Source organism: Winogradskyella sp. 4-2091, assembly GCF_045765065.1.
Taxonomy (GTDB): Bacteria; Bacteroidota; Bacteroidia; order Flavobacteriales; family Flavobacteriaceae; genus Winogradskyella.
Window position 1 is genome coordinate 158,688 of sequence record NZ_JBJKOD010000005.1, and the last position, 24,600, is coordinate 183,287.

Annotated in this window: 21 protein-coding genes; 10 read left to right on the forward strand and 11 right to left on the reverse strand. The window is 32.2% G+C overall.

Features of this window, described 5'->3' with window-relative positions; genetic code table 11:
• Window positions 1–41 precede the first annotated feature (41 nt).
• The 4 genes from ACJBCC_RS08545 (at window position 42) to ACJBCC_RS08560 (ending at window position 6,014) form a co-directional block, all read left to right on the forward strand.
• Window positions 42–2,453 carry a thiamine pyrophosphate-dependent enzyme gene (locus ACJBCC_RS08545; protein WP_407556942.1) on the forward strand — a complete coding sequence of 804 codons (2,412 nt, stop codon included), beginning with the start codon at window positions 42–44 and terminating at the stop codon, window positions 2,451–2,453.
• Between the two features lie 360 nt (window positions 2,454–2,813).
• Entirely contained in the window at window positions 2,814–4,004 is a 1,191-nt protein-coding gene (locus ACJBCC_RS08550; RefSeq protein ID WP_407556943.1) for a hypothetical protein, read from the forward strand.
• Window positions 4,005–4,009: 5 nt separating this feature from the next.
• Window positions 4,010–5,458, forward strand: a complete 1,449-nt coding sequence (locus tag ACJBCC_RS08555; RefSeq protein ID WP_407556944.1) for a hypothetical protein — start codon at window positions 4,010–4,012, stop codon at window positions 5,456–5,458.
• Window positions 5,459–5,537: 79 nt separating this feature from the next.
• On the forward strand, window positions 5,538–6,014 hold the full coding sequence (locus tag ACJBCC_RS08560; protein ID WP_299101522.1) for a hypothetical protein: 477 nt from the start codon (window positions 5,538–5,540) through the stop codon (window positions 6,012–6,014).
• On the opposite strand, the gene ACJBCC_RS08565 is transcribed toward ACJBCC_RS08560, so the two are convergent.
• Window positions 6,011–7,171, reverse strand: coding sequence for a class I SAM-dependent RNA methyltransferase (locus ACJBCC_RS08565; RefSeq protein WP_407556945.1), 1,161 nt, complete (start codon window positions 7,169–7,171; stop codon window positions 6,011–6,013). The genes ACJBCC_RS08560 and ACJBCC_RS08565 overlap by 4 nt on opposite strands.
• Before the next feature lie 55 nt (window positions 7,172–7,226).
• Here ACJBCC_RS08565 and ACJBCC_RS08570 point away from each other — a divergent pair, with 55 nt between their 5' ends.
• The 3 genes from ACJBCC_RS08570 to ACJBCC_RS08580 are packed head-to-tail and all read left to right on the forward strand — an operon-like array spanning window position 7,227 to window position 9,075.
• The gene (locus ACJBCC_RS08570; protein ID WP_299101520.1) at window positions 7,227–7,958 is read left to right on the forward strand and encodes a bifunctional 2-polyprenyl-6-hydroxyphenol methylase/3-demethylubiquinol 3-O-methyltransferase UbiG; all 732 of its coding nucleotides are present in this window, start codon (window positions 7,227–7,229) and stop codon (window positions 7,956–7,958) included.
• A 9-nt stretch (window positions 7,959–7,967) separates the two neighbouring features.
• Complete coding sequence (locus ACJBCC_RS08575; protein WP_407556946.1) at window positions 7,968–8,645, forward strand: ZIP family metal transporter; 678 nt, start codon at window positions 7,968–7,970, stop codon at window positions 8,643–8,645.
• Between the two features lies 1 nt (window position 8,646).
• Complete coding sequence (locus ACJBCC_RS08580) at window positions 8,647–9,075, forward strand: DUF4268 domain-containing protein (RefSeq protein ID WP_407556947.1); 429 nt, start codon at window positions 8,647–8,649, stop codon at window positions 9,073–9,075.
• Between the two features lie 9 nt (window positions 9,076–9,084).
• On the opposite strand, the gene ACJBCC_RS08585 is transcribed toward ACJBCC_RS08580, so the two are convergent.
• On the reverse strand, window positions 9,085–9,468 hold the full coding sequence (locus ACJBCC_RS08585) for a Fur family transcriptional regulator (RefSeq protein ID WP_407556948.1): 384 nt from the start codon (window positions 9,466–9,468) through the stop codon (window positions 9,085–9,087).
• Window positions 9,469–9,559: 91 nt separating this feature from the next.
• Between ACJBCC_RS08585 and ACJBCC_RS08590 the strand changes: the two genes are divergently transcribed.
• Genes ACJBCC_RS08590 through folE form a run of 3 tightly spaced genes read left to right on the forward strand, consistent with a single transcriptional unit; the run spans window position 9,560 to window position 11,868 of the window.
• Entirely contained in the window at window positions 9,560–10,786 is a 1,227-nt protein-coding gene (locus tag ACJBCC_RS08590) for a GTP-binding protein (protein WP_407556949.1), read from the forward strand.
• 43 nt (window positions 10,787–10,829) lie between these two features.
• Window positions 10,830–11,180 carry a MerC domain-containing protein gene (locus tag ACJBCC_RS08595; protein WP_299101514.1) on the forward strand — a complete coding sequence of 117 codons (351 nt, stop codon included), beginning with the start codon at window positions 10,830–10,832 and terminating at the stop codon, window positions 11,178–11,180.
• Between the two features lie 34 nt (window positions 11,181–11,214).
• Window positions 11,215–11,868 carry a GTP cyclohydrolase I FolE gene (folE, locus tag ACJBCC_RS08600; RefSeq protein WP_407556950.1) on the forward strand — a complete coding sequence of 218 codons (654 nt, stop codon included), beginning with the start codon at window positions 11,215–11,217 and terminating at the stop codon, window positions 11,866–11,868.
• Window positions 11,869–12,004: 136 nt separating this feature from the next.
• On the opposite strand, the gene guaB is transcribed toward folE, so the two are convergent.
• From guaB to ACJBCC_RS08645, 9 genes are all read right to left on the reverse strand, one after another.
• Window positions 12,005–13,477 carry an IMP dehydrogenase gene (guaB, locus tag ACJBCC_RS08605; protein ID WP_407556951.1) on the reverse strand — a complete coding sequence of 491 codons (1,473 nt, stop codon included), beginning with the start codon at window positions 13,475–13,477 and terminating at the stop codon, window positions 12,005–12,007.
• Between the two features lie 128 nt (window positions 13,478–13,605).
• Window positions 13,606–16,035: a TonB-dependent receptor domain-containing protein gene (locus ACJBCC_RS08610; RefSeq protein ID WP_407556952.1), complete on the reverse strand. Its 2,430-nt coding sequence runs from the start codon at window positions 16,033–16,035 to the stop codon at window positions 13,606–13,608.
• Entirely contained in the window at window positions 16,016–17,380 is a 1,365-nt protein-coding gene (locus ACJBCC_RS08615; RefSeq protein ID WP_407556953.1) for an HTTM domain-containing protein, read from the reverse strand. Before ACJBCC_RS08615 ends, ACJBCC_RS08610 begins: the two co-directional genes overlap by 20 nt.
• A 59-nt stretch (window positions 17,381–17,439) precedes the next feature.
• Window positions 17,440–18,567, reverse strand: a complete 1,128-nt coding sequence (locus tag ACJBCC_RS08620; RefSeq protein WP_299101508.1) for an imelysin family protein — start codon at window positions 18,565–18,567, stop codon at window positions 17,440–17,442.
• Between the two features lie 97 nt (window positions 18,568–18,664).
• Window positions 18,665–19,858: a DUF4856 domain-containing protein gene (locus tag ACJBCC_RS08625; protein WP_407556954.1), complete on the reverse strand. Its 1,194-nt coding sequence runs from the start codon at window positions 19,856–19,858 to the stop codon at window positions 18,665–18,667.
• A gap of 195 nt (window positions 19,859–20,053) precedes the next feature.
• The gene (locus tag ACJBCC_RS08630; RefSeq protein ID WP_407556955.1) at window positions 20,054–20,416 is read right to left on the reverse strand and encodes a DUF6686 family protein; all 363 of its coding nucleotides are present in this window, start codon (window positions 20,414–20,416) and stop codon (window positions 20,054–20,056) included.
• 11 nt (window positions 20,417–20,427) lie between these two features.
• Window positions 20,428–22,611, reverse strand: coding sequence for a PepSY domain-containing protein (locus ACJBCC_RS08635; RefSeq protein WP_407556956.1), 2,184 nt, complete (start codon window positions 22,609–22,611; stop codon window positions 20,428–20,430).
• A gap of 11 nt (window positions 22,612–22,622) precedes the next feature.
• Window positions 22,623–23,108 carry a DUF2271 domain-containing protein gene (locus ACJBCC_RS08640; protein ID WP_407556957.1) on the reverse strand — a complete coding sequence of 162 codons (486 nt, stop codon included), beginning with the start codon at window positions 23,106–23,108 and terminating at the stop codon, window positions 22,623–22,625.
• Between the two features lie 13 nt (window positions 23,109–23,121).
• Window positions 23,122–24,600, reverse strand: coding sequence for an ankyrin repeat domain-containing protein (locus ACJBCC_RS08645; RefSeq protein ID WP_407556958.1), 1,479 nt, complete (start codon window positions 24,598–24,600; stop codon window positions 23,122–23,124).

The window sequence follows — 24,600 nt, forward strand, 5'->3', positions numbered from 1 at the left end:
TTCAAAATTTCGTACTTTTGTTAGATATTAGCTATACCTACATGAAGACAAACCTTAATACCAAAACAGAGATTACTTTTGAAGATTTTAAAACAGAAGTTTTAAATGACTATAAGCTTGCTGTTACCAGCAGAGAATGTAGCCTGTTGGGTCGTAGGGAAGTTTTAACAGGAAAAGCAAAATTCGGAATTTTTGGCGATGGTAAAGAAATACCACAAATAGCATGGGCAAAAGCGTTTGAAAATGGCGATTTTAGATCTGGTTATTACAGAGACCAAACCTTTATGATGGCCATTGGAGAATTAACCATCGAGCAATTTTTTGCAGGTTTATATGCCAATACAGATATAAATGAAGAACCAATGTCTGCAGGTAGACAAATGGGTGGTCATTTTGCCACACACAGTTTAGACGAACAAGGCAATTGGAAAAACTTAACAGAGCAAAAAAACTCTAGCGCAGATATATCTCCTACTGCTGGCCAAATGCCAAGACTTTTAGGTTTAGCTCAAGCATCTAGAATATATCGACAAGTTGAAGGTATTGATACTACTAATTTCTCAAGGTCTGGAAATGAAATTGCTTGGGGAACTATTGGTAATGCTAGTACTAGTGAAGGACTATTCTTCGAGACTATTAATGCTGCTGGTGTTTTACAAGTACCAATGGTAATAAGTATTTGGGATGATCATTATGGTATTTCTGTACATGCAAGACACCAAACGACTAAAGAAAATATTTCTGAAATATTAAAAGGTTTTCAACGCGACGAAGATCAAAAAGGATACGAGATTTTTAGAGTTGATGGATGGAATTATCCAGAATTAATGGATACCTACCAACGAGCAGCTCAAATTTCTAGAAAGGAACATGTTCCTGTTATGATTCATGTTCAAGAATTAACCCAACCTCAAGGGCATTCTACATCAGGATCTCATGAGCGTTACAAAGATTCAGATCGCCTTAATTGGGAAGCAGAATACGATTGTAATGTACAAATGCGTAAATGGATTGTATCTAATAATATTGCTACTGACGAAGAATTATTAGTCCTTGAACGTGCTATAAAAAGAGAAGTTAGAGCCGCTAAGAAAGATGCATGGCTTGCATTCATCAACCCAATTGTTGCAGAGAGCAAACAAGCCATACGTTTATTAGATAAATTAGCTACTACAAGTCCTAACGGCGTTTTTATCAAAAAATTAATAAGTGAATTAGAGGCTATTGATGAGCCTTTGAGAAAAGATATTTTATCTGCAGCACGTAAATCATTACGCTATGTGGTATCAGAAACTTCTAGCGCAAAAGTGGCTGTTCAAAATTGGATTAACAATTATATAGCTAATATACAACCTAAATATAGTTCACATTTATATAGTGAATCGCAACATAGCGCACTAAATCAAACGGAAGTTTTACCAACCTATAATGAACCAGCAGAAGAAGTTGATGGACGTTTAGTGTTAAGAGAAAATTTTGATGCTCTTTTTAGCAAATATCCCGAAAGTCTAATTTTTGGAGAAGATGCAGGCTACATTGGTGATGTTAATCAAGGCTTAGAAGGTTTACAAGAAAAATATGGCGAATTAAGAGTATCAGATACCGGAATTAGAGAAGCTACAATTATTGGCCAAGGTATTGGTATGGCAATGCGTGGCTTACGTCCTATTGCAGAAATTCAGTACCTCGATTATATTATGTACGCTTTACAAATAATGAGTGACGATTTGGCAACCGTTCAGTATAGAACTAAAGGTCGCCAAAAAGCACCATTAATTGTTAGAACTCGTGGCCACCGTTTAGAAGGTATTTGGCATTCTGGTTCTCAAATGGGAGGCGTTCTTAATTTAGTGAGAGGTATACATGTATTAGTTCCAAGAAATATGACTAAAGCTGCTGGTTTTTATAACACTTTATTAGCTAGTGATGAACCTGCTTTAGTTGTAGAATGCTTAAATGGTTATAGATTAAAAGAAAAATTACCAAACAATATAGGAGAATTTAAAACGCCAATTGGTGTTGTTGAAACTATAAGAAAAGGAGACGATATTACCTTAGTTTCTTACGGTTCTACGTTACGTTTAGTAGAACAAGCTGCTAAAGAATTGCAAGCTGTTGGTATCGATGCTGAAATTATTGACGTACAGTCCTTATTACCATTTGATTTAAATCATGATATTGTTAAAAGTATCACGAAAACTAATCGTGTTATGGTTATTGATGAAGATGTAAAAGGAGGTGCTTCAGCATATATTTTAGATCAAATACTTAATGAACAAAATGCTTTTGAGTATTTAGACAGTAAACCAAAAACTTTAGCTGCTCAACCACACAGACCAGCTTATGGTACTGATGGTGATTATTTTTCAAAGCCTTCTGTAGAAGATATTTTTGAAGCGATTTACGACGTAATGCATGAATTAAATCCAGCTAATTTTCCGAAATTACGATAATTAAATTTATCTAAAATTTTAGAAATTATTATTGGCTTAACTATTTTAATGGCCTAATTAGTTAAGTCGTATCGGTATTGTTTTCAATTAGACTCTAATAGATTTTCTCTTTCTAATTAAAACAAACACCTCAATAATTTGGCATATTTATATATTTCAAGATTCAATAATTATAACGGACGTTTGCTCCACTACCACTTCTAGATTTAACAGCAAATTCACTTTTCTTTCAAAAAAATAAAAAAAATACAGCTTATCAACTGTTATACAGACAATTAACCAATTATCTATAGATTTAGATATAATTTATTAATTTATGTACTTTTAAGCCCTTAAAAATCTCAAATTAAAACTAATAAAATGAAAAATTATCTTTTACTAACGCTTACTGCTTTAATGGTATATACTGTTGGGTTTTCTCAGAGAGCAATGTATGAAACCGTAAGTTACTACGATGTAAAAACACCACAAAATGCATTAGATGAATCAATAAATGCATACAAAGTGATAGTAGAAATTCCTTATACTTTAACTGAAGAAGAGGTTAGAGCTCAATCTTTGGAAGAATTTGAAGTAAAAAAAGCCAATTTTGATAATGTTCTTAAGGAAAGTAAAGAAGAGTACGAGGCAAAATTAGCAGGTTATGACGATGAAGTAAAAAAATCTGAAGCACGTTATGACAAGGAAATGAAGGACTTTAAAGAGCTCAGTCTTATTGAGCGTTTATCTCTTACAGATCAAGGTAAAAAACCGAAACTTATTGTGCCTGCAAAGCCAAGATATGTAGAACCTAGAGAACCTGTATATTACGAACCTAACCTAAACGACCATCTTATATTTGATAGTCAAGTTTTAGCTGATGGCATAAAATTATCTGGTTATGAGCGTGGTGATGGTGTTATATTTGCTATAAATATTTCTAAAATGGTATTTCAAACTAATGGTGGTCAAACATTTTATAGTCAACCTACTAAACTAACTGTTCTAAATGGTGCTACCGTAATTGATGAAAAATCTTTTGATGAAGAATTTAAATTTTTAACATCTTCCTCTAGTAATACAATTAATTTAGATCGTTATGAAAAAAACAATGTCAATAAAATAATGAATGACATTAATAAATATATTAATACTGAATTTGGATTTGTACCTTTTTCTACAGCTATTAAAATTGGGTACCCAAAAAACAAAAAAAGAGAATACGATATTTTAGAGAATGCAAAAATTAAGGCGATCTCTGCCTATAGAAAATTAAAAGAAGACTCTAGTTCTGAGACTAGAGACAAAGTCCGTGAAGATATTATGAGCATCCGAGAAATTTGGAAATCTGAACTCAATAAAATTGATTATAAGGATAAAAAGGCCATTATGAATAAGGAAGTCGCAAAAATAATTTTCTTTAATTTAATGAATGTGGATATTAGTTTAAAAGATAAAAATCAGGCAGAGGAAACATTGAGCCTAATGCAAGAAAAACGTATTGATTTAGATTTAAGTTATGATGAGAAGATAAGATTCACTAGACTTGAAGAAAGAATTTATAAACTATAAATACTATGAGACATATTATAATTACCATTACGGCTTGTTTTACATTTTTGTTTGGATTTTCGCAAACATTCAATACGGAACATGGCAAGTCATTTAAAAAAGAAAGTGAAAAGGATATCTATAGCATTGTATTCCCTTCACCTTACGGTTTTATGACCTTACATCATTTAGATAATGTAATGATGGATAATACTAAAGCTATGGTTTTGACTAAGTACGATCAATCCATGCAAGCCGTCGAGAATAAAACATTTAATTTGCCAAAACTAGGCCTACGTGCCTCAGATCTTAAGCAAGTAATTGAGACGAACGATCAACTTATTTTCCTGTCTACAGTTATGGACAAAAAATCAAAAAAACATCAACTAAATGCGCAAGTATATACGCAAGCGCAAAATACGGTAAGTGATAATAACATTTTAGCATCTTTTGCCATAGATGGTTATTCTAAATCTGGTTTTTTCAATGTTGCTATATCTCCTGATCAATCTAAATTCGCAATATTTGCCAATATGCCATTCGAAAAAAAATCGAATGAAAAAGTTAAAGTTTGGGTATATGATTCAACCCTGAAACTTCTATGGGAACAAAGCGAAACTTTAAATTATGACAGTGAAAGAGCTTATAACGAGGAGGTTTATATTGATAACTCTGGTAAAGTTACTATCATAAAAGTGACAGATGAGTATAAAAAAACAAGAAAATCAGAACTACTTTCATTTGATGGCAATTCAGTAGATACACAAACCTTATCAGATATAGGATTTATGCCAATGGCTTCTCAACTAATTGATGTCAATGGAAAACCTATGTTAACCGGTTTTTTCTGGTCTGGTAAAAAAGCTATGTTAAAGATTAACAGTAAAGAAGGTCAAGACAATGATGGTGCTTTTTTATATGATTTAAGCGCTAACAAATTAATTGGTATACATAAATGGAGTTCTACACTAAATGCTGAAGATTTAAAAAGTTTGGCTATAGTTGATGTAAAAGTTTTAGGTGATGACATCTATGTATTTGGAGAAAAACAATTAAAGGACAGTGAATTTAGAAAAACTGGAGGAACAATGACTACAGAATTAGATTATTTCTATACTTATGGCTCTAGCGTTATCGTAAATATGGACGCCAAAGGCACCTTAAAAAGTTTTAAACCCTTATTTAATTCTATGAAATTAAAGAATCAGCAAAAGGAAATTGGATCGTTCACAGCTTTAAATTTAGAAAACGGTTTACGAGTATTTTCTAATTATAACGGCAAATCTTCATTTAATTCATTTTTTACTGATAACGAAGGAACTTTTAATAAGCCTAGAGTTAGACCAACTGAAAACAGCATGCCAACTACACCTCATATTTTACCAAAAACCGTAGTTGCTGTAAAAAATTATGGAATTGTTTACTATATAACTAAATATGGTGACCATTATTGGTTAAATAAAATGACTTGGTAATTAAATTTAATTACTGTTTTAAGAATATAAGAAATGACAGTCTACTAAGGCTGTCATTTTTGTTTCATAACTTTGTATTATGAAGATTGAATCTATCGTTACTATAAAAAAAGAATTAAAACATTTATCTCAGGAAGAACTTCTAGAATTATGCTTACGCTTAGGAAAGTTTAAAAAAGAGAATAAAGCATTATTAACTTACCTTTTGTTTGAATCTCACGATGAAGATGGTTACATCGCAAGCGTTAAATCTACATTAGATGAATTGTTTGAAGGTATCAACACAGATAGCTATTTCTATATGAAGAAAACGATTAGAAAGATTCTAAGACAAATTAGAGTTTACAGCAGATATTCTTTAAAGAAAACAACAGAGGTAGAACTCCTACTCTATTTCTGCGAACGACTTAATGAATTAAAACCTTCAATACATAGAAACACAACACTCAGTAACTTATATGAGCGCCAAATTTTATCTATAAAGAAAAAGGTAAGTATATTACATGAAGATTTACAGTACGACTATAATTTACAATTAGAAGAATTAGAACACTAAAGATTCTTCTTTGTCTTCTTACTTCCTTCGTACATTTCATATTTTACCAATCTAGCTTCAAGTTTTGCATTAAAGACTTTAATTTTTCTAGAAGGTCTTAACCCAACAAACTTTAAAGCTTCAAGATTAGAGGTTATTAACCAAGCATTAGTACCAGGATAACCATGTTTTAAGGTTGTACCAATATCACCATAAAATTCTTCAATATTTAAGTTCTCTAAACGCTCTCCATAAGGCGGATTAAAAACCATATGTAATTTTGCATCTCCAGACTTTCTAGTCTTAAAGAAATCTTCATGTTGTATATGAATAAATTCATCTAAATGCGCATTTTTCATATTCTCCTTTGCTTTGGCTACAGCAGAAGGCGATTTATCATAGCCCAATATTTTATGATGAAAATCTCTTGTTTTCTTTAAAAGTGATTCCTCAATTTTTTCAAACAAATCCACATCCCAATCTTCCCAACGCTCAAAAGCGAATTCTTTTCGCATTAAATTTGGTGGAATATTACAGGCAATCATTGCTGCTTCTGCGAGCATAGTTCCACTACCACACATTGGGTCCATAAAATCACTTTGACCGTCCCAACCACTCATCATTATTAAGCCAGCAGCTAAAACTTCATTAATTGGTGCAATGTTAGTGGCTGACTTGTAGCCTCTTCTATGCAGAGATTCTCCCGAAGTATCTAAAGAAATCGTACAACGTTGACGATCTATATGAACATTAATTTTTAAATCTGGAAAACGCAAATCTACATCAGGTCGTACGCCTTCTATATCTCTAAAACGGTCTACAATGGCATCCTTTGTTTTTAATGCTGTATATAGCGAATGTGTAAAAACACTATTATGTACTGTAGCATCAACAGCCAAAGAACCTGTTGCTTTCAAGTAGTTTTCCCATTTCATGTTCTTTACATTTTTATAAAGATCCTCTTCTTTGGTAACTCTAAAAGAATGAATAGGTTTCAAGATTTTAATGGCAGTTCTAATCCCAAGGTTAGCCTTATACATAAAGCCTTTGTCTCCTACAAAACTTACATTTCTAACTCCTTTTTCTACTTGCATTGCGCCAAGTTGAGTGAGTTCTTTTGCTAAAATATCTTCGAAGCCAAATAACGTCTTGGCTAACATTTTGAAATTATCTTCCATATACTACCTTAAATAGATTGCAAATTTACACTATTTTTGCAGGACATTTAACGTTATGACTAAATCAAAAAAACAATGGTACGCTTCGTGGTTTGATACACCATACTACCATATTTTGTATAAAGACAGAGATTATACGGAAGCACAAGGCTTTATGGATAATCTTTCTAATTATCTCAATCTACCTGAGCATGGTAAAATTTTAGATTTAGCTTGTGGTAAAGGCAGACATTCAGTGTATCTAAATTCGTTGGGTTATAATGTAACTGGTGTAGATTTATCAGAAAAAAGCATAACACACGCCAAACAATTTGAAAACGATACTTTAAAATTTAACGTACATGATATGAGTAAACCATATCCAGATACGTTTGATGCCGTTTTTAATCTATTTACAAGTTTTGGCTATTTTGAAGATGAAAAATGTAATCTTAAAACCATAAAAGCTATTAAAGCCGAATTAAATGAGTTTGGTTTCGGTGTAATTGACTTTATGAATACCAATTACGTCATAGAAAACTTAGTTGCTGAAGATACTAAAACCGTTGAAGGCATTGATTTTCATCAAAAGCGATACGTAAAAGATGGTTATATCATTAAGGATATAAATTTTGAAGCTGATGGCGAACATTTTGAATTTCAAGAACGTGTAAAAGCTTTCACTTTAGAAGATTTTCAATTACTATTCGATAAAGCAGATGTTCATCTCTTAGATGTTTTTGGGGATTTTAAATTACGTAAATACCACTCTAAAACGTCAGATCGCTTAATTATGATTTTTAAGTAACTCAGGCATATGAACAAATATCTGCTTCCTATATTGGCCATAATTATTGGTGTTGGTATTGCTTTTTTTACTAAAAAAGAAAAATCCATTAGCACCAAATTACTGTTGTCTTTTAGTGGTGCATTCTTGCTCGCACTTACACTTTTCGATTTATTACCAGAAGTATACCATCACATCGATAATGCTAAACAAACCGGACTTTTTATAATGTGCGGTATTTTATTACAAATTATTTTAGAATTTTTATCTAAAGGCGCAGAGCATGGTCACGTGCACTTACACAAGGAAGACACCCAATTTCCATGGTTACTTTTTATAAGCTTATGTATCCATAGTTTTTTAGAAGGCTTCCCAATCCATGAGCATAACGATATGGTTTATGGTGTATTGATTCATAAAATTCCTATTGCAGCCTTAATTGGTGCTTTTCTATTACAATCTAATTATACAAAACTTCAGATTACAGGTTTCTTAATTGCTTTTGCTGCTATGACACCTTTAGGTACTTTTATTTCTAATACAATTCCTTTTGTAGCCAATTACGTAGATGTTATCAATGCCTTTGTTATTGGTATATTTTTACATATTTCTACAACTATATTATTTGAAGCTAGCGAAGGTCATAAATTCAACTTATCTAAACTAGTTGCCATTTGCTTGGGAATCTTAATTGCATATTTTTTATAACATGTTTTCAAAGGAAGAATCTAGACAATTAAGACAAGAATTTTGGACCAGCTTCGGAAAATCATTTCCTAGAAAATGGCTTTTGTACGATACTAAAGCAAAAGGTGTATCCTTTAAATTTCATTTTGATACAAAATCGGCACTTATAGCATTAGACTTAGAAGACGATTTAGAAAACAGAATTAATTATTGGGAAAAATTAGTGGCTCTAAAAAGTATATTGAAAAACGACTATTTACCAGACGCTATTTTTGAAGAAGAATTCTATTTAGAAAACGGAAAAGAAATTTCGCGCATCTATTTACCATTGGAGCAAAAAGTATCTATTCACAATAAAAATTCGTGGAGAGATGTCATGGAATTCTTTAATGTTAACATGACTTTATTCGAAGCCTTTTTTGAGGAATACAAGGACATTATTAAAGGCTAAAACAACCTTTTAAGCACAACATTCTTCGCATTGACCAAGTAATAGAATATCTGTAGAATCTACTCTGTGGTTTTTTATATTAGGAATTTTAACCTCAACAGACATACACTCAACCTTATCACATTCCGTACATTGAAAATGCGGATGCGAATCTAAATGTTTATAAGAAGTACAGCTTTCTTCACATTTTGCATACCACTTTAAACCATCTTTACCATTAAAGGAATGTATAACACCTTCTTGTTCTAGTCTATCTAACACACGGTAAACAGTAGTTTTATTCATATCGCCTTTTAAAAGTTCAACGAGGCGCACTACAGATTTAGCTTCATTTTGTGCTTCAAAAATGTTGAGTACAGTGGTTACGGCTTTTGTTTTTCTAATGATTCCCATGAGTACAAATTTAATGCAACTACGTTGCAATTACAAACTTTATTCTATAGTTTTGCAACTCAGTTGCATTAAATTAGAATTATTTCTTAAAATGAATAACATAAACAAACTTCCAGTAACCGTTTTAAGCGGTTTTTTAGGCGCAGGAAAAACCACATTACTCAACCATGTATTGCACAATAAAGAAGGTTTAAAAGTTGCCGTTATTGTTAATGACATGAGTGAAGTTAATGTAGATGCCAATTTGGTTAAAAGCGAGAACACCTTATCTAGAACCGAAGAAACACTCGTAGAAATGAGTAATGGTTGTATCTGTTGCACACTGCGAGAAGATTTAATGATTGAGGTAGAACGATTAGCCAAAGAAAACCGCTTCGACTATTTACTCATAGAAAGCACAGGTATTAGCGAGCCTGTACCTGTGGCTCAAACCTTCTCGTTTATAGACGAAGAAAACAATATAGACCTCTCTAGATTTAGCTATGTAGACACTATGGTTACTGTTGTTGATGCCTTTAACTTCTTTAAAGATTTTGGGAGTCCAGAACGTTTAGTAGATCGAGAACTTACAGATATAGAAAATGATTTTAGAACCATTGTTAATTTATTGACGGATCAAATTGAGTTTTGTAATGTCATTATTCTCAATAAAACCGATTTAGTTTCAAAAGAACATTTAGGCATTTTAAAGGCTACGATTCAAAAGTTAAATCCAACGGCTAAAATTATAGAATCATCCTTTTGTAAAGTGAACCCAAAAGAAATTTTAAATACCAAACTCTTCAATTTTGAAGAAGCCGAAGAAAGTGCAGGCTGGATTGAAGAATTAAAAAAGGACGAACACACACCAGAAACTGAAGAATATGGTATTGGCTCTTTTGTTTTCAGGACTAAAAGACCATTTCATCCGGAGCGTTTTTGGCATTATGCGCAGCAAGAATTCCCTCAAAACATTTTACGAAGTAAAGGGTTATTTTGGATAGCCTCTAGACCAGATCAAGCTTTGGTTTGGGGACAAGCTGGTGGTTCGCTCAGAGCAGACAGTGCTGGTGTTTGGTGGAGCAGCATGACGTTTCAAGAACGTTTTGAGCAAATGGCATTTGTAGAAAACCAACAAACCATTGAAGCCGATTGGCACAGCGTGTTTGGTGATAGAAAAAATGAGATTGTCTTTATTGGTCAAGATTTAGAAGAAGCTTCAATTAGAAAACAATTAGAAAGTTGTCTACTTACGGCAGCAGAGCTTGAAACTATAGATTGGCAAAAAGGGTTTCAAGATAATTGGCCAGTAGAAAGAGCGTGCCCAATAGGTATGTAAAAAAATAAAAACACAACAATTAGAATAATAAATTACAAATAAAATGATTCAAACAAAACAAATAAATTGGGCAGATAAATTAGGAGCTTTTAGTGCATTTCTTTGCATTCTGCATTGTTTAGCTGTACCAGCACTACTCGCAATGGGAGTTGGTTTTATAAGCAACCCAATAATAGCCTACCTTTTTATTGCAGTTGCCTTTATCTCAATATACAAAGCTACAAATGGACGATTTTTAAAACCTATTAGTATCTTTTTATGGGTTTCATTTATTGGCTTTGTAACGTCTATGCTATTAGAAGATCAAGCAGAAGTTTTTGAATATACCATGTTTCTTTTCTCTGGATTAATTATTCTTGGGCATTTATATAACATTAAATATTGCTCTAAATAAACAGGTACAGTCTTAAACGAAATTTGATTTAAAAATGAAAGACAAAAAACAAATTGAAATAGAAGGAGACAATCATTTTGCTACAAGTATTAAAACGCCTTTACGAGCTGATGCATTTGATAAATCTGATGACGAAAAAATTGAAAATATTCAGCATCATTTTAAAATGATAATGGAAGAAATGGGATTGGATTTAACTGATGATAGTTTGTCTGGCACACCATATCGCTTTGCAAAAATGTATGTAAAAGAGTTATTCTATGGATTAAATCCTGCGAATAAACCAAAACTTTCAACGTTCAATAATAAGTATGGTTATAATAAAATGCTAGTAGAACAAAATATAACTATAGACTCTGCTTGCGAACATCATTTTCTACCAATAGTTGGCCATGCTCATGTGGCATATATTCCAAAAGATAAAGTAATTGGTCTCTCTAAAATTAATCGTTTGGTAGATTATTATGCACGCAGACCACAAGTTCAAGAACGTTTAGTGCTTCAAATTTTAAACGATTTGCAAGATGTTTTAGACACCAAAGATGTGATTGTTTCTGTAACTGCAAAACACCTTTGCGTATCTTCTAGAGGTATAAAAGACCAAAATAGTTCTACTACGACATTAGAATATGGTGGTTGCTTTTCGGACACAGCCCTTAGAAATGAATTTTTAAAAATTATATCATAATAGAAGCTATAATGAGAATTTCTAAGTATCATATATTAAAGTTTAAAAAAAACAGCATCTAAAAGATGCTGTTTTAATTTATACAAGCTAAAGTTTAAAACACAAATAAATGCTGTTTTAAACCCTATAATTTTAATTATCTCGAGTAATTAGGTGCTTCTTTAGTTATGGTTACGTCATGTGGATGACTTTCATTAATACCAGAACTTGTAATTTTCACAAAGCGACCTGTTTCTTTTAAAGTTGCAATATCTTTTGCTCCACAATAACCCATTCCTGCTCTAAGTCCACCTATGAATTGATGAATACTTTCAAATAACTCTCCTTTATATGGTACACGACCTACAATTCCTTCGGGTACAAGCTTTTTAATATCATCTTCAACATCTTGAAAATAACGATCTTTACTCCCTTGCTTCATAGCTTCTACCGAACCCATTCCACGATAAGATTTGAATTTACGGCCTTCATAAATAATCGTTTCTCCTGGACTTTCTTTTGTACCTGCTAAAAGTGATCCTAACATTACAGTATCTGCACCAGCTGCAATCGCTTTAGGTATATCTCCTGTATATCTTATTCCTCCATCAGCAATTACAGGCACTCCTGTTCCCTTTATCGCTGCAGCCACTTCTAGTACAGCAGAAAATTGAGGAAAACCAACACCTGCCACTACTCTAGTTGTACATATAGAACCTGGTCCTATACCAACTTTTACAGCATCTGCACCAGCTTCAACTAAATATTTTGCAGCTTCACCAGTTGCAATGTTACCTACAATAACTTCTAATTTTGGATATAGTTTTTTAATGTCTTTTAATACAGAAACAACACCTTTGGTATGTCCGTGAGCTGTATCTATAATAACAGCATCAACACCAGCTTTTACTAAAGCAGATGCTCTATCTACGGCATCACCAGTAACTCCAATTGCGGCCGCAACACGTAATCTACCATAAGAATCCTTATTTGCATTTGGCTTTTGTGTTACCTTAGTTATATCTCTAAATGTAATAAGACCTTTTAGAATAAAGTTATCGTCTACAATAAGTAATTTTTCAATTTTATTTTGCTGAAGAATTTTTTCTGCATCCTTTAAAGACGTGCCAACGGCAGCCGTAATTAAATTCTCAGAAGTCATAACATCTACAATTGGTTTAGCGTTTTCATGTTCAAAACGTAAATCCCTGTTCGTTACAATACCTTTTAGAGTACCATTTTCATCTACAATTGGTATGCCTCCAATGCTATGCTCAGCCATATTAGACTTCGCATCAAAAACTGTTGCAGTTAATGGTAACGTAACAGGATCGATAATCATTCCGCTTTCGGCACGTTTTACTTTACGCACTTTATCAGCTTGTTGATCAATGGTCATGTTTTTATGTAAAACACCAATACCACCTTCTTGAGCCATAGCTATAGCCATTTTACTCTCAGTAACGGTATCCATTGCTGCTGAAATAACAGGAACGTTAATAGTAATATTACGTGTGAATTTTGTTTGAATATTTACTTCTCGAGGAAGTATTTCTGAAAATGCAGGAACTAAGAGTACGTCATCATAAGTAAGACCTTCTCCAACAATTTTGCTTTCGTGTGCTTTCATGGCAATTAAGATATAATTGCGTACAAATTTACGCTTTTTTTTGCACTATAATAGAAAACTGAATTTAAAATGTAATACTCTTTAAAATTAGTAATATAACAACTCAAGCTAACCTAAATAAAAATTCTCTAGATTTTAATCTCTAATGTAGCATACCAATTTCTTGGTGGTGATGGTAATATTCCAGGACCTGGATAACCGGTTGCTCGTCTTGTAAAATAGGTGTTATCTAAAACGTTATTGATACCTGTTTCTAGTTTAAACTGCTTGTATTTATAAGACAGTGAAAAATCTAAAATATCATAAGCCGGAATTAACCCTATAATCCCAGAACTTCCTAAAGGATCATTGCCTGAGTTTGGTGCATCAGAATATTGCTCTGAGATATACGTGTATTGCAGGCTTGCTTGTAGATTCTTATAAGCAAAACGTAAGCCTGTTTTTAAATTAAGTTGTGGTACAAATTCTACTTGGTTGCCTTCTATGCCTGTTTCGTCTGACTTTGTATATTCTGAATGAATCACAGACGTATTTATAAAATAGTTGAATCTATATTTACTATCTTGAATAAATAGTTTATTCAAATCGATATCAACTAAAGATTCTAATCCAAAAATAAAAGCATCTCCTATATTGTCTCTTACTTTTCTAACACTATTGTCGTTTTGCACTTCTAGTGTAATGCCAATTCTATCATTGTAAAATAGACTAAACGCGCTAACATCGAATGAAACCACTTTTTTATATGTTCCTCTAAATCCTAAATCGGCTGTTAACCCTGTTTCGTCAACTAAAGGTCTTACACTAAAGTTAGGATTTACTAAATTAATATCTGAAAACGTTACTGACCTATAATTCTGAGAGGCATTAGCATAAAACTCTACGCTGTCATTAGGTTTAAAACTTGTACCTAAACCAAACAACACAAAAGAACGTTCGTTAGCATCGTCTGAAAATTCGGTTTCATTTAATATAACATTGCCAGCAGCATCTAAGTTAATTCGCTTAGAAAAACCATCACTTTCTGTTTTTATATATTCAAATCTAACACCTGGTGTAACCGACCATTTATCATTAAGGTAGATAATGTTTTCCCCAAAAATAGCCACATTTAGATTTGGATTATCAAAGTTAGACTGGTTTCCGTAGTTAGGATAATCTTCGGTTTGTAACTCAAAATTTGGTCCTATGCCATCACTTCCTGGCCCTTGAATAGAGGTATTATCTGCTTTGTAGAATTTAGTACCAATAAGACCTGTTGCTTCTTTTCCAAAGAGTTTATATTTATTTAATAATCGTGCTTCAAAACCAAAATTATTGTACTCGCCTTTTATTAAATCGCGCTCTTCAAAGTTATCAGGAATATCTTGTCTGTTGGTTCTAAAACCTAAAGCATTTCGTTCTGCGTTTAATCCAAAAAAGTTGAATGTAAAATTGGTGTTGTCTGAAAACTCATGTGCTAGTTTAACATTATACAACAACCAATCGACTTGAAACCAATTTCGGGTTCTGTTGCTTTGAAATGCGTCCTCGTTAAACATAGCATCACTTATGCCACCAGCTTGCTGAGCTAAATATCGCATATAAGTTAATTCGCCAGAAAGCTTTGTCTTTTCCGACAATTGATAGCCCAAATGCATGAAAGCATTCTTGGATTCAAATTCAGAATTTGGTCTAAATCCATCGCCTTTTTTATAGTTGAAATAAGTGTAATAACTAAACTTTTCTTTAGTCCCACTCAGACTTGTAAAATTGGTATATAATCCGTTGCTTCCTAACGTATTTCGAGTTAAAAATTCTATAGTCTTATTTGGATTCGGCGATTTTAATTTAAAATTAATTAAGCCTCCAAATTGTGTTCCGTACTGCAAAGATGCTGCACCTCTAACCACTTGTATCTGTTCTAAAGCTTCTGATGCTGGTGTGTAATAACTCTCAGGATATCCTAAAACATCTGCACTAATATCGTAACCATTTTGGCGTGTATTAAAATTAGACGTGCGGTTTGGGTCTAAACCGCGACCTCCAATATTTAGTTGTAATCCTGCATCATCATTCTGAAAGATATTCAATCCTGCAACTTGACTATAAATTTGTCTGGCATTATTGGTCGCCAAATTTGCCATAGACTGATCTACCAAAATAACCTCAGTTTTCTTGCCTGCGTAAATGGCTGTTTCCTCAACATCATTTAATCGGCTTAATTCAAAAACTTTAGCTTTTCTTGCTGTAATTTCTACTTCAGTTAATTGTTCTCCCAAAGATTCAAGAGATTGATTTACGGTTGTATCTCCATTTACCGCAATCATTATTTCTACAACTTGATATTCATAAGAAAAGAATACTAAGGTTAATATTTTTTTGGTTGTGGTAAATTCAAAATAGCCTTTATCATTCGTCTTAGCCAATAAGCCAGAAGCTTTTTCAAATATTTCAACATTAGATAATGCTGTGTTGGATTCTTGAGAGGTTACAATTCCTGAAACTTTTCCTTGAGCTAAAGCCGCAGAAACCGTAATTAATACAAGTAATAATGTGTTATAAACCTTTAATTTCATAATTGAATGGCAATATCCAGCTTTTATGTTTAAATGATTCCTTTTCTTGGTATAAATCTACTTTTGGATCGATATATGGTTGACTCATTCTTCCGTTAAGTGCCACATGGCAATCTACAAAGACCTGAATGTTTTTATGACCTTGACTTTTAAAATGGTCTCCTAAATAATGGGCGTATTCCAAAATGAAATCGGGTTGAAAGCTCATCTGTTTTTCTTGAAATGGTGTTAAAAAATCTAAATTATCTACATAAAAGAAATCTTTTGTTTCACTATTTACAATTTTAAAATTAGCATAACCCGCTTTCTCCATGAGCATTACGCGCCAAGAAAATCTATAGCCTTCTTCTGTCCAAAACAACTCGTTTGGATACAATACATATCGCCATGGAAACACAAGTTGCACTGCAAAAAATAAAGCTAATAAAGGAATGATAATTTTTCTATTTGAATAAGAATACACCTGAGTTTTTAACGTATGCGATTTCAACTTTAAAAGTTTTAATACATGTCTAAATACATTCAGAATTTTTTCATGAACATTAGCATCAAAGAATATTAATGTAGATACAATCATTATATAAGGAAACATGCCTATAGGAAATAAAATCCTTGTAAACACATGAAATACTACGACCAATACAAAGGCCAATGTTCTTGTTTTCTTGTATAGTAATAAAAACGGAATTGCTAAATCGTATAACATACCAGACCAGCTCATTGCAAAGTGAAACCAATTTTTGTGCATTAGGGTTTGGCCAATAATAGGAATATCGTATTTAGATGGTAACCAAATTTTTAACGGCATGGCTTTAAACAACCAATCGCTATTAAGTTTTGCTAACCCTGCATATATATAAACCGTTCCGAGTAATAATTTGATGGCATCAATAGTCCATTTTGGGATTTGCTTGTAATGGGTTTTATTGAAAAAGGCATCTAAAGAAAAGTAGGCATTTGCAGGTAAAAAACACATTAAAAAACTGAGCACACTTATAAAATAATAATGGTTAAGGTACGTGGTTTTATCCATTAACTCTATATACGTAAAACTCAGAAAAAAGGTAATAATTGCAATTCTGTATTTAAAGCCAATGAGGATAAAAAATGCAGTTAAACCACATAAGGCAAACAATAAATAAGTGTAGTTTCCAATAGGTTTTATCCACTCAAAACCATAATAAGAAAACTGAAATTTTGGTTGCAAGTACAATTTCTCTATCCAACCCAAGCTCCAAAATCTAATGATGCTAGCTAACATCATAGTACCAAAACCTATTCTAAAAACAGCTAAAGGTGCTGCGCTAGCGGTTTGGTTTAAATATGAATTTAGTTTCGTAAGCATATTATATACAAAAAGAGGTTGCCTGTAGACAACCTCTTTGGTTTATTTTTCAAGATTAATTAATCGCCATCGCCATCTACATAATCAATAACAAAATTTAAAGCTTGTTTCATATCAACCTTTAGTTTTGGTACTGCTGCCTGTATAATATCATAAGCTGCAGTCATTTGTATACTGTTATCATTAATCTGTTGGAAATAATCATCATTAAGACCATCAATAGCATTTCTAGCTGCGGCAAATTGATTATTAATTTCAGTGACTAAATCTTCTCGATCTAAGAACTCTAAATATGCACTAAAAGAAGAACCACTAATTGAACTTAAACTACTATAAGATACACCGTTAAACAGATTTTCAATTCCTGCTAATGCTTCTAAGCTTAATTCTTTTGAAACATCTCTTTTATAAAACCCTTCAACGGTTTCAGGAAGTGTACCTCCATTTGAAAAGATACCAGCTGGAATTCCTATTTTCTGAGCTCTAAAATCTTTCTCGTAAGAATATACTATATCATTTGCTAACATATTAAATGAACCATTTAATCCACTATTTGTATTAGCAATAAACGTATTTCTGAAACTAGATTCCCAATTATTAACAATAGCATCATTTAAAGTTATCATCTGATCAACAACATCTTCCAAATAGGTAGTGAAACCATTAAAATCGGTATGTGTTGTGAATTTATCTATTGGTAATGTATCTCCTGTTGCAACACCATGAATTAAAAAATCTAAGGCAGGAAAACCTTGTGCATCATGATAGTTAGCTGTATTTAAATCATAGCTACCAGTGTTTGCTCCATTTTCTATATCAGCTACTGTTACTGGGTAAATATTGAAGAAACTTACAAAACCTCTTTCTCCTCCACCAAAGTTATCTGCTTCTCCTAAATTATATATTTGTACATGCTGCCAAACTTTATATGCTTCTAACCAAGCATCACTTAAAGCCTCTAAATTGGCATTAGATTTATCGCTAACAAAATTGTCTTTAGCTATATCTAAAACTAAGAGTTTTGCTTGCAAATCTTGAAATGCAGGTATAATAATATTATCAGCAACATTGGTTAGTAGCGCTGTTCTGTCAAAACCATCATTGTTATTAGAGCCACCATTATCATCTGATGAACTACAAGAAATAGCAACAACTACTATTACAAAAAGAATTATTTTTTTTAACATCACTTTATTTTTTCTTTTTCCGGGTGCAAAGATAAATAAGCATAAGCGTTCAACCTAATGAATGCTTATGCTTTGATTATTTTAGTTTTATAACTTTTTAGCTTGCTGTCTCTGCAACAGTAAAGCTAAAACGGTCTGCAATATCTTCAGATATATCATCTAACGTATCTGTTGTTACATCCCAAAATCCGTTACCTTCTAATAATTCTGATACAAAAGCATCAACCTCAGTTTTTGATAAATATGGAATATCAGTTCCTGGCTGACGTGTAAATTGTAAACTATAAACAAAACCTAAACCTTCTGATAAATCATGGAATGACGATGCATAATCAGATCCTAATCCACTTTTTCCAGCTTGTAAATAATGAACAGCTCTAACACCAATAACTATAGATAATTTTTCTTTGATAATATCAGCTTGCTGATCTCTAACCGTATAATTTTTAGCAACGATTGCTGCTCTTCCTAATTTAAAGGCGTCATAGATATCTTGAGCAATACCAGCAAAATCTTCATCGCCTTCTACACGAGATAAGTATTTATTTAAAAAACTATCTGCTCCTAATTGTGGAGCCAAAACATCGTCAGTACCATATAAATAACCAAAAGCTTCGTCCCATTTATGCTCCATTGATGTGTAATTACTAGAGCCATCTAAAACATCGTTGTCATTGTCTTCTACATTATTGCCAGCATCTAAAACCGCAGGACTTAAATAATTATTAAGGATTTGATCTGCCATTAAACCACCAATTAATCCTTTAGCAACAACTTGGTTATACTCTACACCTTTTGCATTTACATAACGTGTAGAACCACCACCTGCTTCTTGAATTTTTCCGGCAGTACCAGAAACAGCATCAGTATTCCAATTAGGGAAAACTTCGGTTACTTGACTTTCTATCCAAGTATCAAATTGTGCTTTTATAGCTGTAGCATCTGTAGTATTTGCAGAGTAATAATCTGTAGATGCTGCAGTTTTACTTCTAATATTTTTAGTAGACTCATTTAAATCTGAAGTCGAAAAGTAATTACCAGTATTCGTAAACATACCATCTAATTCTGCTTCTGATTTACTAGTATCTGTAAGAGACGACACAAATTCTTCAGCCATTTCTATACGTGTCGTTTGACCATCGTAACTTACTGTTGTAGTTCCATTTCTTTCAAATTGATAGGTTGCTGGTTCTTCTACTTGTGGTCCTGAGGTCCCATTGTCATCATCACTAGAACAAGACGTAAACAATGCACCTACAGCAAATAAACTTAATGCAAATCTTTTAGTCATTTTTATTTGGTTTTTTTGGTTGAAATTAAAATTCATAGATTTAATTTTATGGACTTTTATCCTTTATTTAGATTTGATAAAAATAATATTATATTGAAGTCGCAAATTTAATATAGAAATATATTAAACCAAAAGCTTATTTAGAATAAATTAAAATAATAATGACTTTTACAGAATTCGTAAAATTTTATCGATTTAATTAAGAATTAAATTATAATCTATATCATCAACATTTAAAAACTCAATAGAGTTGTTCTCTTTATACATTTTATAATTTAAGAGTGTTTTTATTTCCGTTAACTCTTGCCTACTAAACATAATAACCAAATTTTCTTGCGTAGATGGTAATGGTATTTTTCTTCTCACAGAACAACTATTATACTTTTGTTCCCAATATTCAGGATCTATGTTATTCATGTAATGTTTAAGACGTTCTAATTCATCTTCGTTTATAGCAAAAAACAAATTATTAAATGCTAGATGATAGAGTTTACAGTCTTTGCAAAACAATAACTCTCCACCATTTACTTTAGAAAGTACTTTTATATTTTGGCACATAATTATTAATTTTAGTAACAATCCATTCGCAACTGATCGTTATTTTCAAACGTGCTTAATGGTTTGTTTAATTCATTGGTAGTAATCTCATTTAACATCTCTAAAACACCATTCTGCATGGCAACAGAACCACAAATCATTATTATTCCATCTACTATTAGATGTCTAGCAATAAGTGTTTTATTTTGATGTATTATATCTTGAACATAAACCTTTTCCTCTTGTTCTTGCGAATATGAAACATGAAGTTGTTTTAGATTATTTTCATTTAAATGATCTGCATATAAGTTTAAAGACGCTTTAGTTCGTCCGCCCCAAAATAGATGTATATTTTTCTGGTTTTGGTTTTCTTTAATCATGCCTAAGAATGGTGCAATACCTGTTCCGTTAGCAATGAGAATAACATCTTTTGCTACTTTTGGTAAATGAAAATTTGGGTTTGGTTCAATAGTGGCTGTAATTATATCTGACGGATTCAATTGGCTAAAAAAGGTTGAACACACACCTTTATCATGTTTTTTAATACTTAGCAAAATATCATTACCTACTTTAGCTATAGAATACTGTCTGGCGGCTTCATCTTTATTCGGTTGAAACGCTAATAAATCGCCTGACTGAAACTTAATTTTTTTAAGTGGTTTTAGTTCAATTAAAAACGTGTCATCAACATTTAATTCAGTGCGTTTTATAACTTCAAATTCTCTTGTATATTTTGTACTTAGTTTTTCAACGGGTTGTTGAATTTTTAGATGACAATTATTGATTGAATTCCATTGTGAAACCCAATTTTTAAAAGCTTGAAATGACTGATTATTAATTTTGAAAAGCTCCTGTTTTCTATTGAAATTTATATGTTTATTTAATAAGTGATCTACCGCTTCAGCATATTTGCAATAATCTGGATATAACAATGATCCGAAGCCCACAACAGCGTAATCAATTTCCTTATTTTGATTTGTGCTTTCTAATAATTTTATAAATTTATTAGCATTAATTGGTGCTTCGCCTTCGCCATAAGTCGATGTAAGAATTGTTAATTGCTTGGCTGTATTGAACGTTGTGTAATTATTTAAATCTGTAATAAAAGCTTTTTTACCTTCAGCTAACAACGCTTTAAAAAAGAGGTTTGCGAATTTGAAGGTGCTTCCTGTTTCAGAACCTACTAGAATAATATGTTCAGCTTCGTCTATAGTGTATCTGTTTTTAATTTTATCAGCCGATTTACGACGTTTTGAAGTCATGGTAAAACCAGAATAAATAAAGAATAGCAACGCCAAACTTACCAACGCTAAAACTATAGACCACAAAACACTTCCTTGACCTGTATGTAAAAACAAACTCCAATCTGATAATAGCTTCACTAAAGGATAATCTTGCTCACTAACAACATCTCCATTAAATTGATTAACCAATAATTCCTTATCCTTTAATTTTATGAAGAAATAATCTTCAACATCCTCTGAAAATGGGAATTCTACGTTTTTAATTTCTGAAATATCTAAGGAGTTGAAAAGCTCAAAATCGGAAACAGGAATTCGCTCAATCGCTCCCAATTCAGCTTCAGGATATGTGTGAGAATTTTTTGTTTCGGGTAACAATGAAAATTTTTCTAAAGACAAATAAACACCTGTAAGCGCAACAATAATTACAGGTACTAAAAACCAGCGTCCTAAAACAACGTGATAATATTGCTCAAAATTTTCATTTATAATCTTTGAAAAAAAGCGTGTTACTCCGCCTTGCCTTTTGGCTATTAAAACTAATCCTGTTATGGCCATTAGAATTAAAAAGAAAGACACTAAACCAACGATAAAACGACCAGTTGATTTTAAAAATAAAGAACGATGTAGATTGGTTGTGAATTTAAAAATAGGCGCTTTCTCAATCAGCTGACCAAGCTTTTCTCCAGTTTCTGGATTGACGTAAAATGTTTCGCTATTACCTTCTTTTGTAATTACAGAAGCTACAACAAAATCATTCTCATCTGTTGCGATGGTAATAATTTCGTCATAGCGTTCTGATAGACTATTAATAGTCGTACTTAAAGATATATTGCTATTAATCTTATAAGGTTGTAACTGATTAGATATTGGCTCAAAAGCCAAAATTGTACCAGTTACTGATGCTAAAACAATAAAAAGAGAAGACACCAAAGCCAACATAAGATGACTAAATCTCCAGATAGAAATGGTCATTTTACACTAGTTTATTGTGGCATCATACGTATGTAGCGTATAAATCCTATACCTTCTACTTTACTTTTTACGTGTGCAGATGTTAATTCTAACTCTACATCGCTTTCGTAATATTCTTGATCTTCTACTGCAGTTTCAAATCTTAATTTGTACCCTTTATCTAGTTTATCATCATCAATTTCTATAACGCTAATGGCGCGTTCTCCTCCACTAATTGTAGCTCCTGTAATGGCATCAATATTTGGTCTACGTTTGCCGTAAAACTGCCACCAAGATTCTACAGTATTATACCACTCATCATCATCACCTTTTACATTTAAGGTTTCCACATATTCGCCTTCCGCATTTAGCAATGAAATAACGATGTATGCGCCTTCTCCATTGTAATTAGTCATTTGAATCATGCATTTGTATTTGCTAGATGCTGCGAAATTTGTAAATGACACTAATCCTAAAACAAGAATTGACAATAAGGTTATTAATTTTATGTTTTTCATATTCAATATTGTATTACTTTAAAAATTTAATTGAAATCTTTTTCTCCGTAAGTAATTCGTTCTCTTTTGCTAAATCGTAAGCAGATTCTTCGAAATCTGTAACCACTTTTTTATCTGCTCTTTGTTCTATTAAAAATTTAAGAATTTTATCATCTTTAGCTTTTAATGCCGCCAAATGCAATGCTGTATTGCCTTCCTTATTTTTAGCATTGATATCTTGCTTCATTTCCGTTGCCAACTTTAATAACTCTAAACTATTTTTTTCAACAGCTAGATGATACCAAGTATTTCCGGATTCTTGCACTTTAGACAAATTGACATTTCTACTTTTCAATAAGGCCAGTTTTTTAGAAAATTGCTCTTTATTTCTGCTCGAATAAGAATTGATTAAGTAATAGGTTAGATCATTTCCTTTTTCATCAATTATTGTGGCATCAGCATCATTATTAAGTAAAAATTCGACAACATCAGCAACATTGCTACCAACAGCTAACGTTAAAGCAGATTGGCCTTTTTTGTTTTTCGAATCGACCAATTTTAACTTTTGAGATAACAACTTTACAATAGCTAAATTATTTCTTGAAGCCGCATTCATAAAAGCAGAATTACCTTTATTGTCTGTAGCGAAAACATCAATTCCTTTTTCCAATAAATGGTTGATTACTGTCTCATCTTTACTTCTTGCTGCTAAAACGTGTAATGGGTTTACACCTTCGTTATTGGTAACATTAGGATTTAAACCAACACTTTCAAGATATTTATAAACCTCAATACCATTAGAATTTCCACGGGTGCCAGTCGCTGCAAATAAAAAGGCTTGGTCTGTGCCTTTAAGTCCTTTCTCTAGAAGTGAATTCATTAATTCTATATTGCCAGCCTTCGCAACATAATTAAAGATGCCGTTACCATCGTTATCTAAACTTTTAATGCTTAATCCTTTAGACTGAAAATAGCTTGTTAATTTAAAATCTGTATCGGTCGGTGCACCTAATAACAAGGCATTAGCTCCATTAGGGTTTGTCTTTTTTATGAGATCCACATTCTTTTCTAAAATGAGATCATAGACTTTAGTATTTGCTTGTCCTGCTCCTGCCGCAAAATTGATAATTGTATTGCCTTTATCATCTGTAAGATCAGTTTTGGCACCATTTTCTAATAAGTACGCTACAATTTCTGTATTACCTTTATAAGCCGCCCAAAAGATGTAAGTTCTACCATCGTGGGTTAGTTTATTAACATCATTTCCTTTTTGTGTCATTAAATAAACAATAGACTTAAAAGGTGCATTTTGTAAAATGGCATATACAACGCCATCAAAATTATTACTATTTGCTTCTGATGGATTATTACCATCCTTAATTCTTTCTTCTATGGTTTCAACACTTGGTTTAGAATCCCAAAATTCTCTGTTTAAAAAAACATTGCTTTGAGAAAAAGCCTGAAAACTTAGAGCTAATACTAAAAATGCTAAATAGGTCTTTAATTGCTTCAT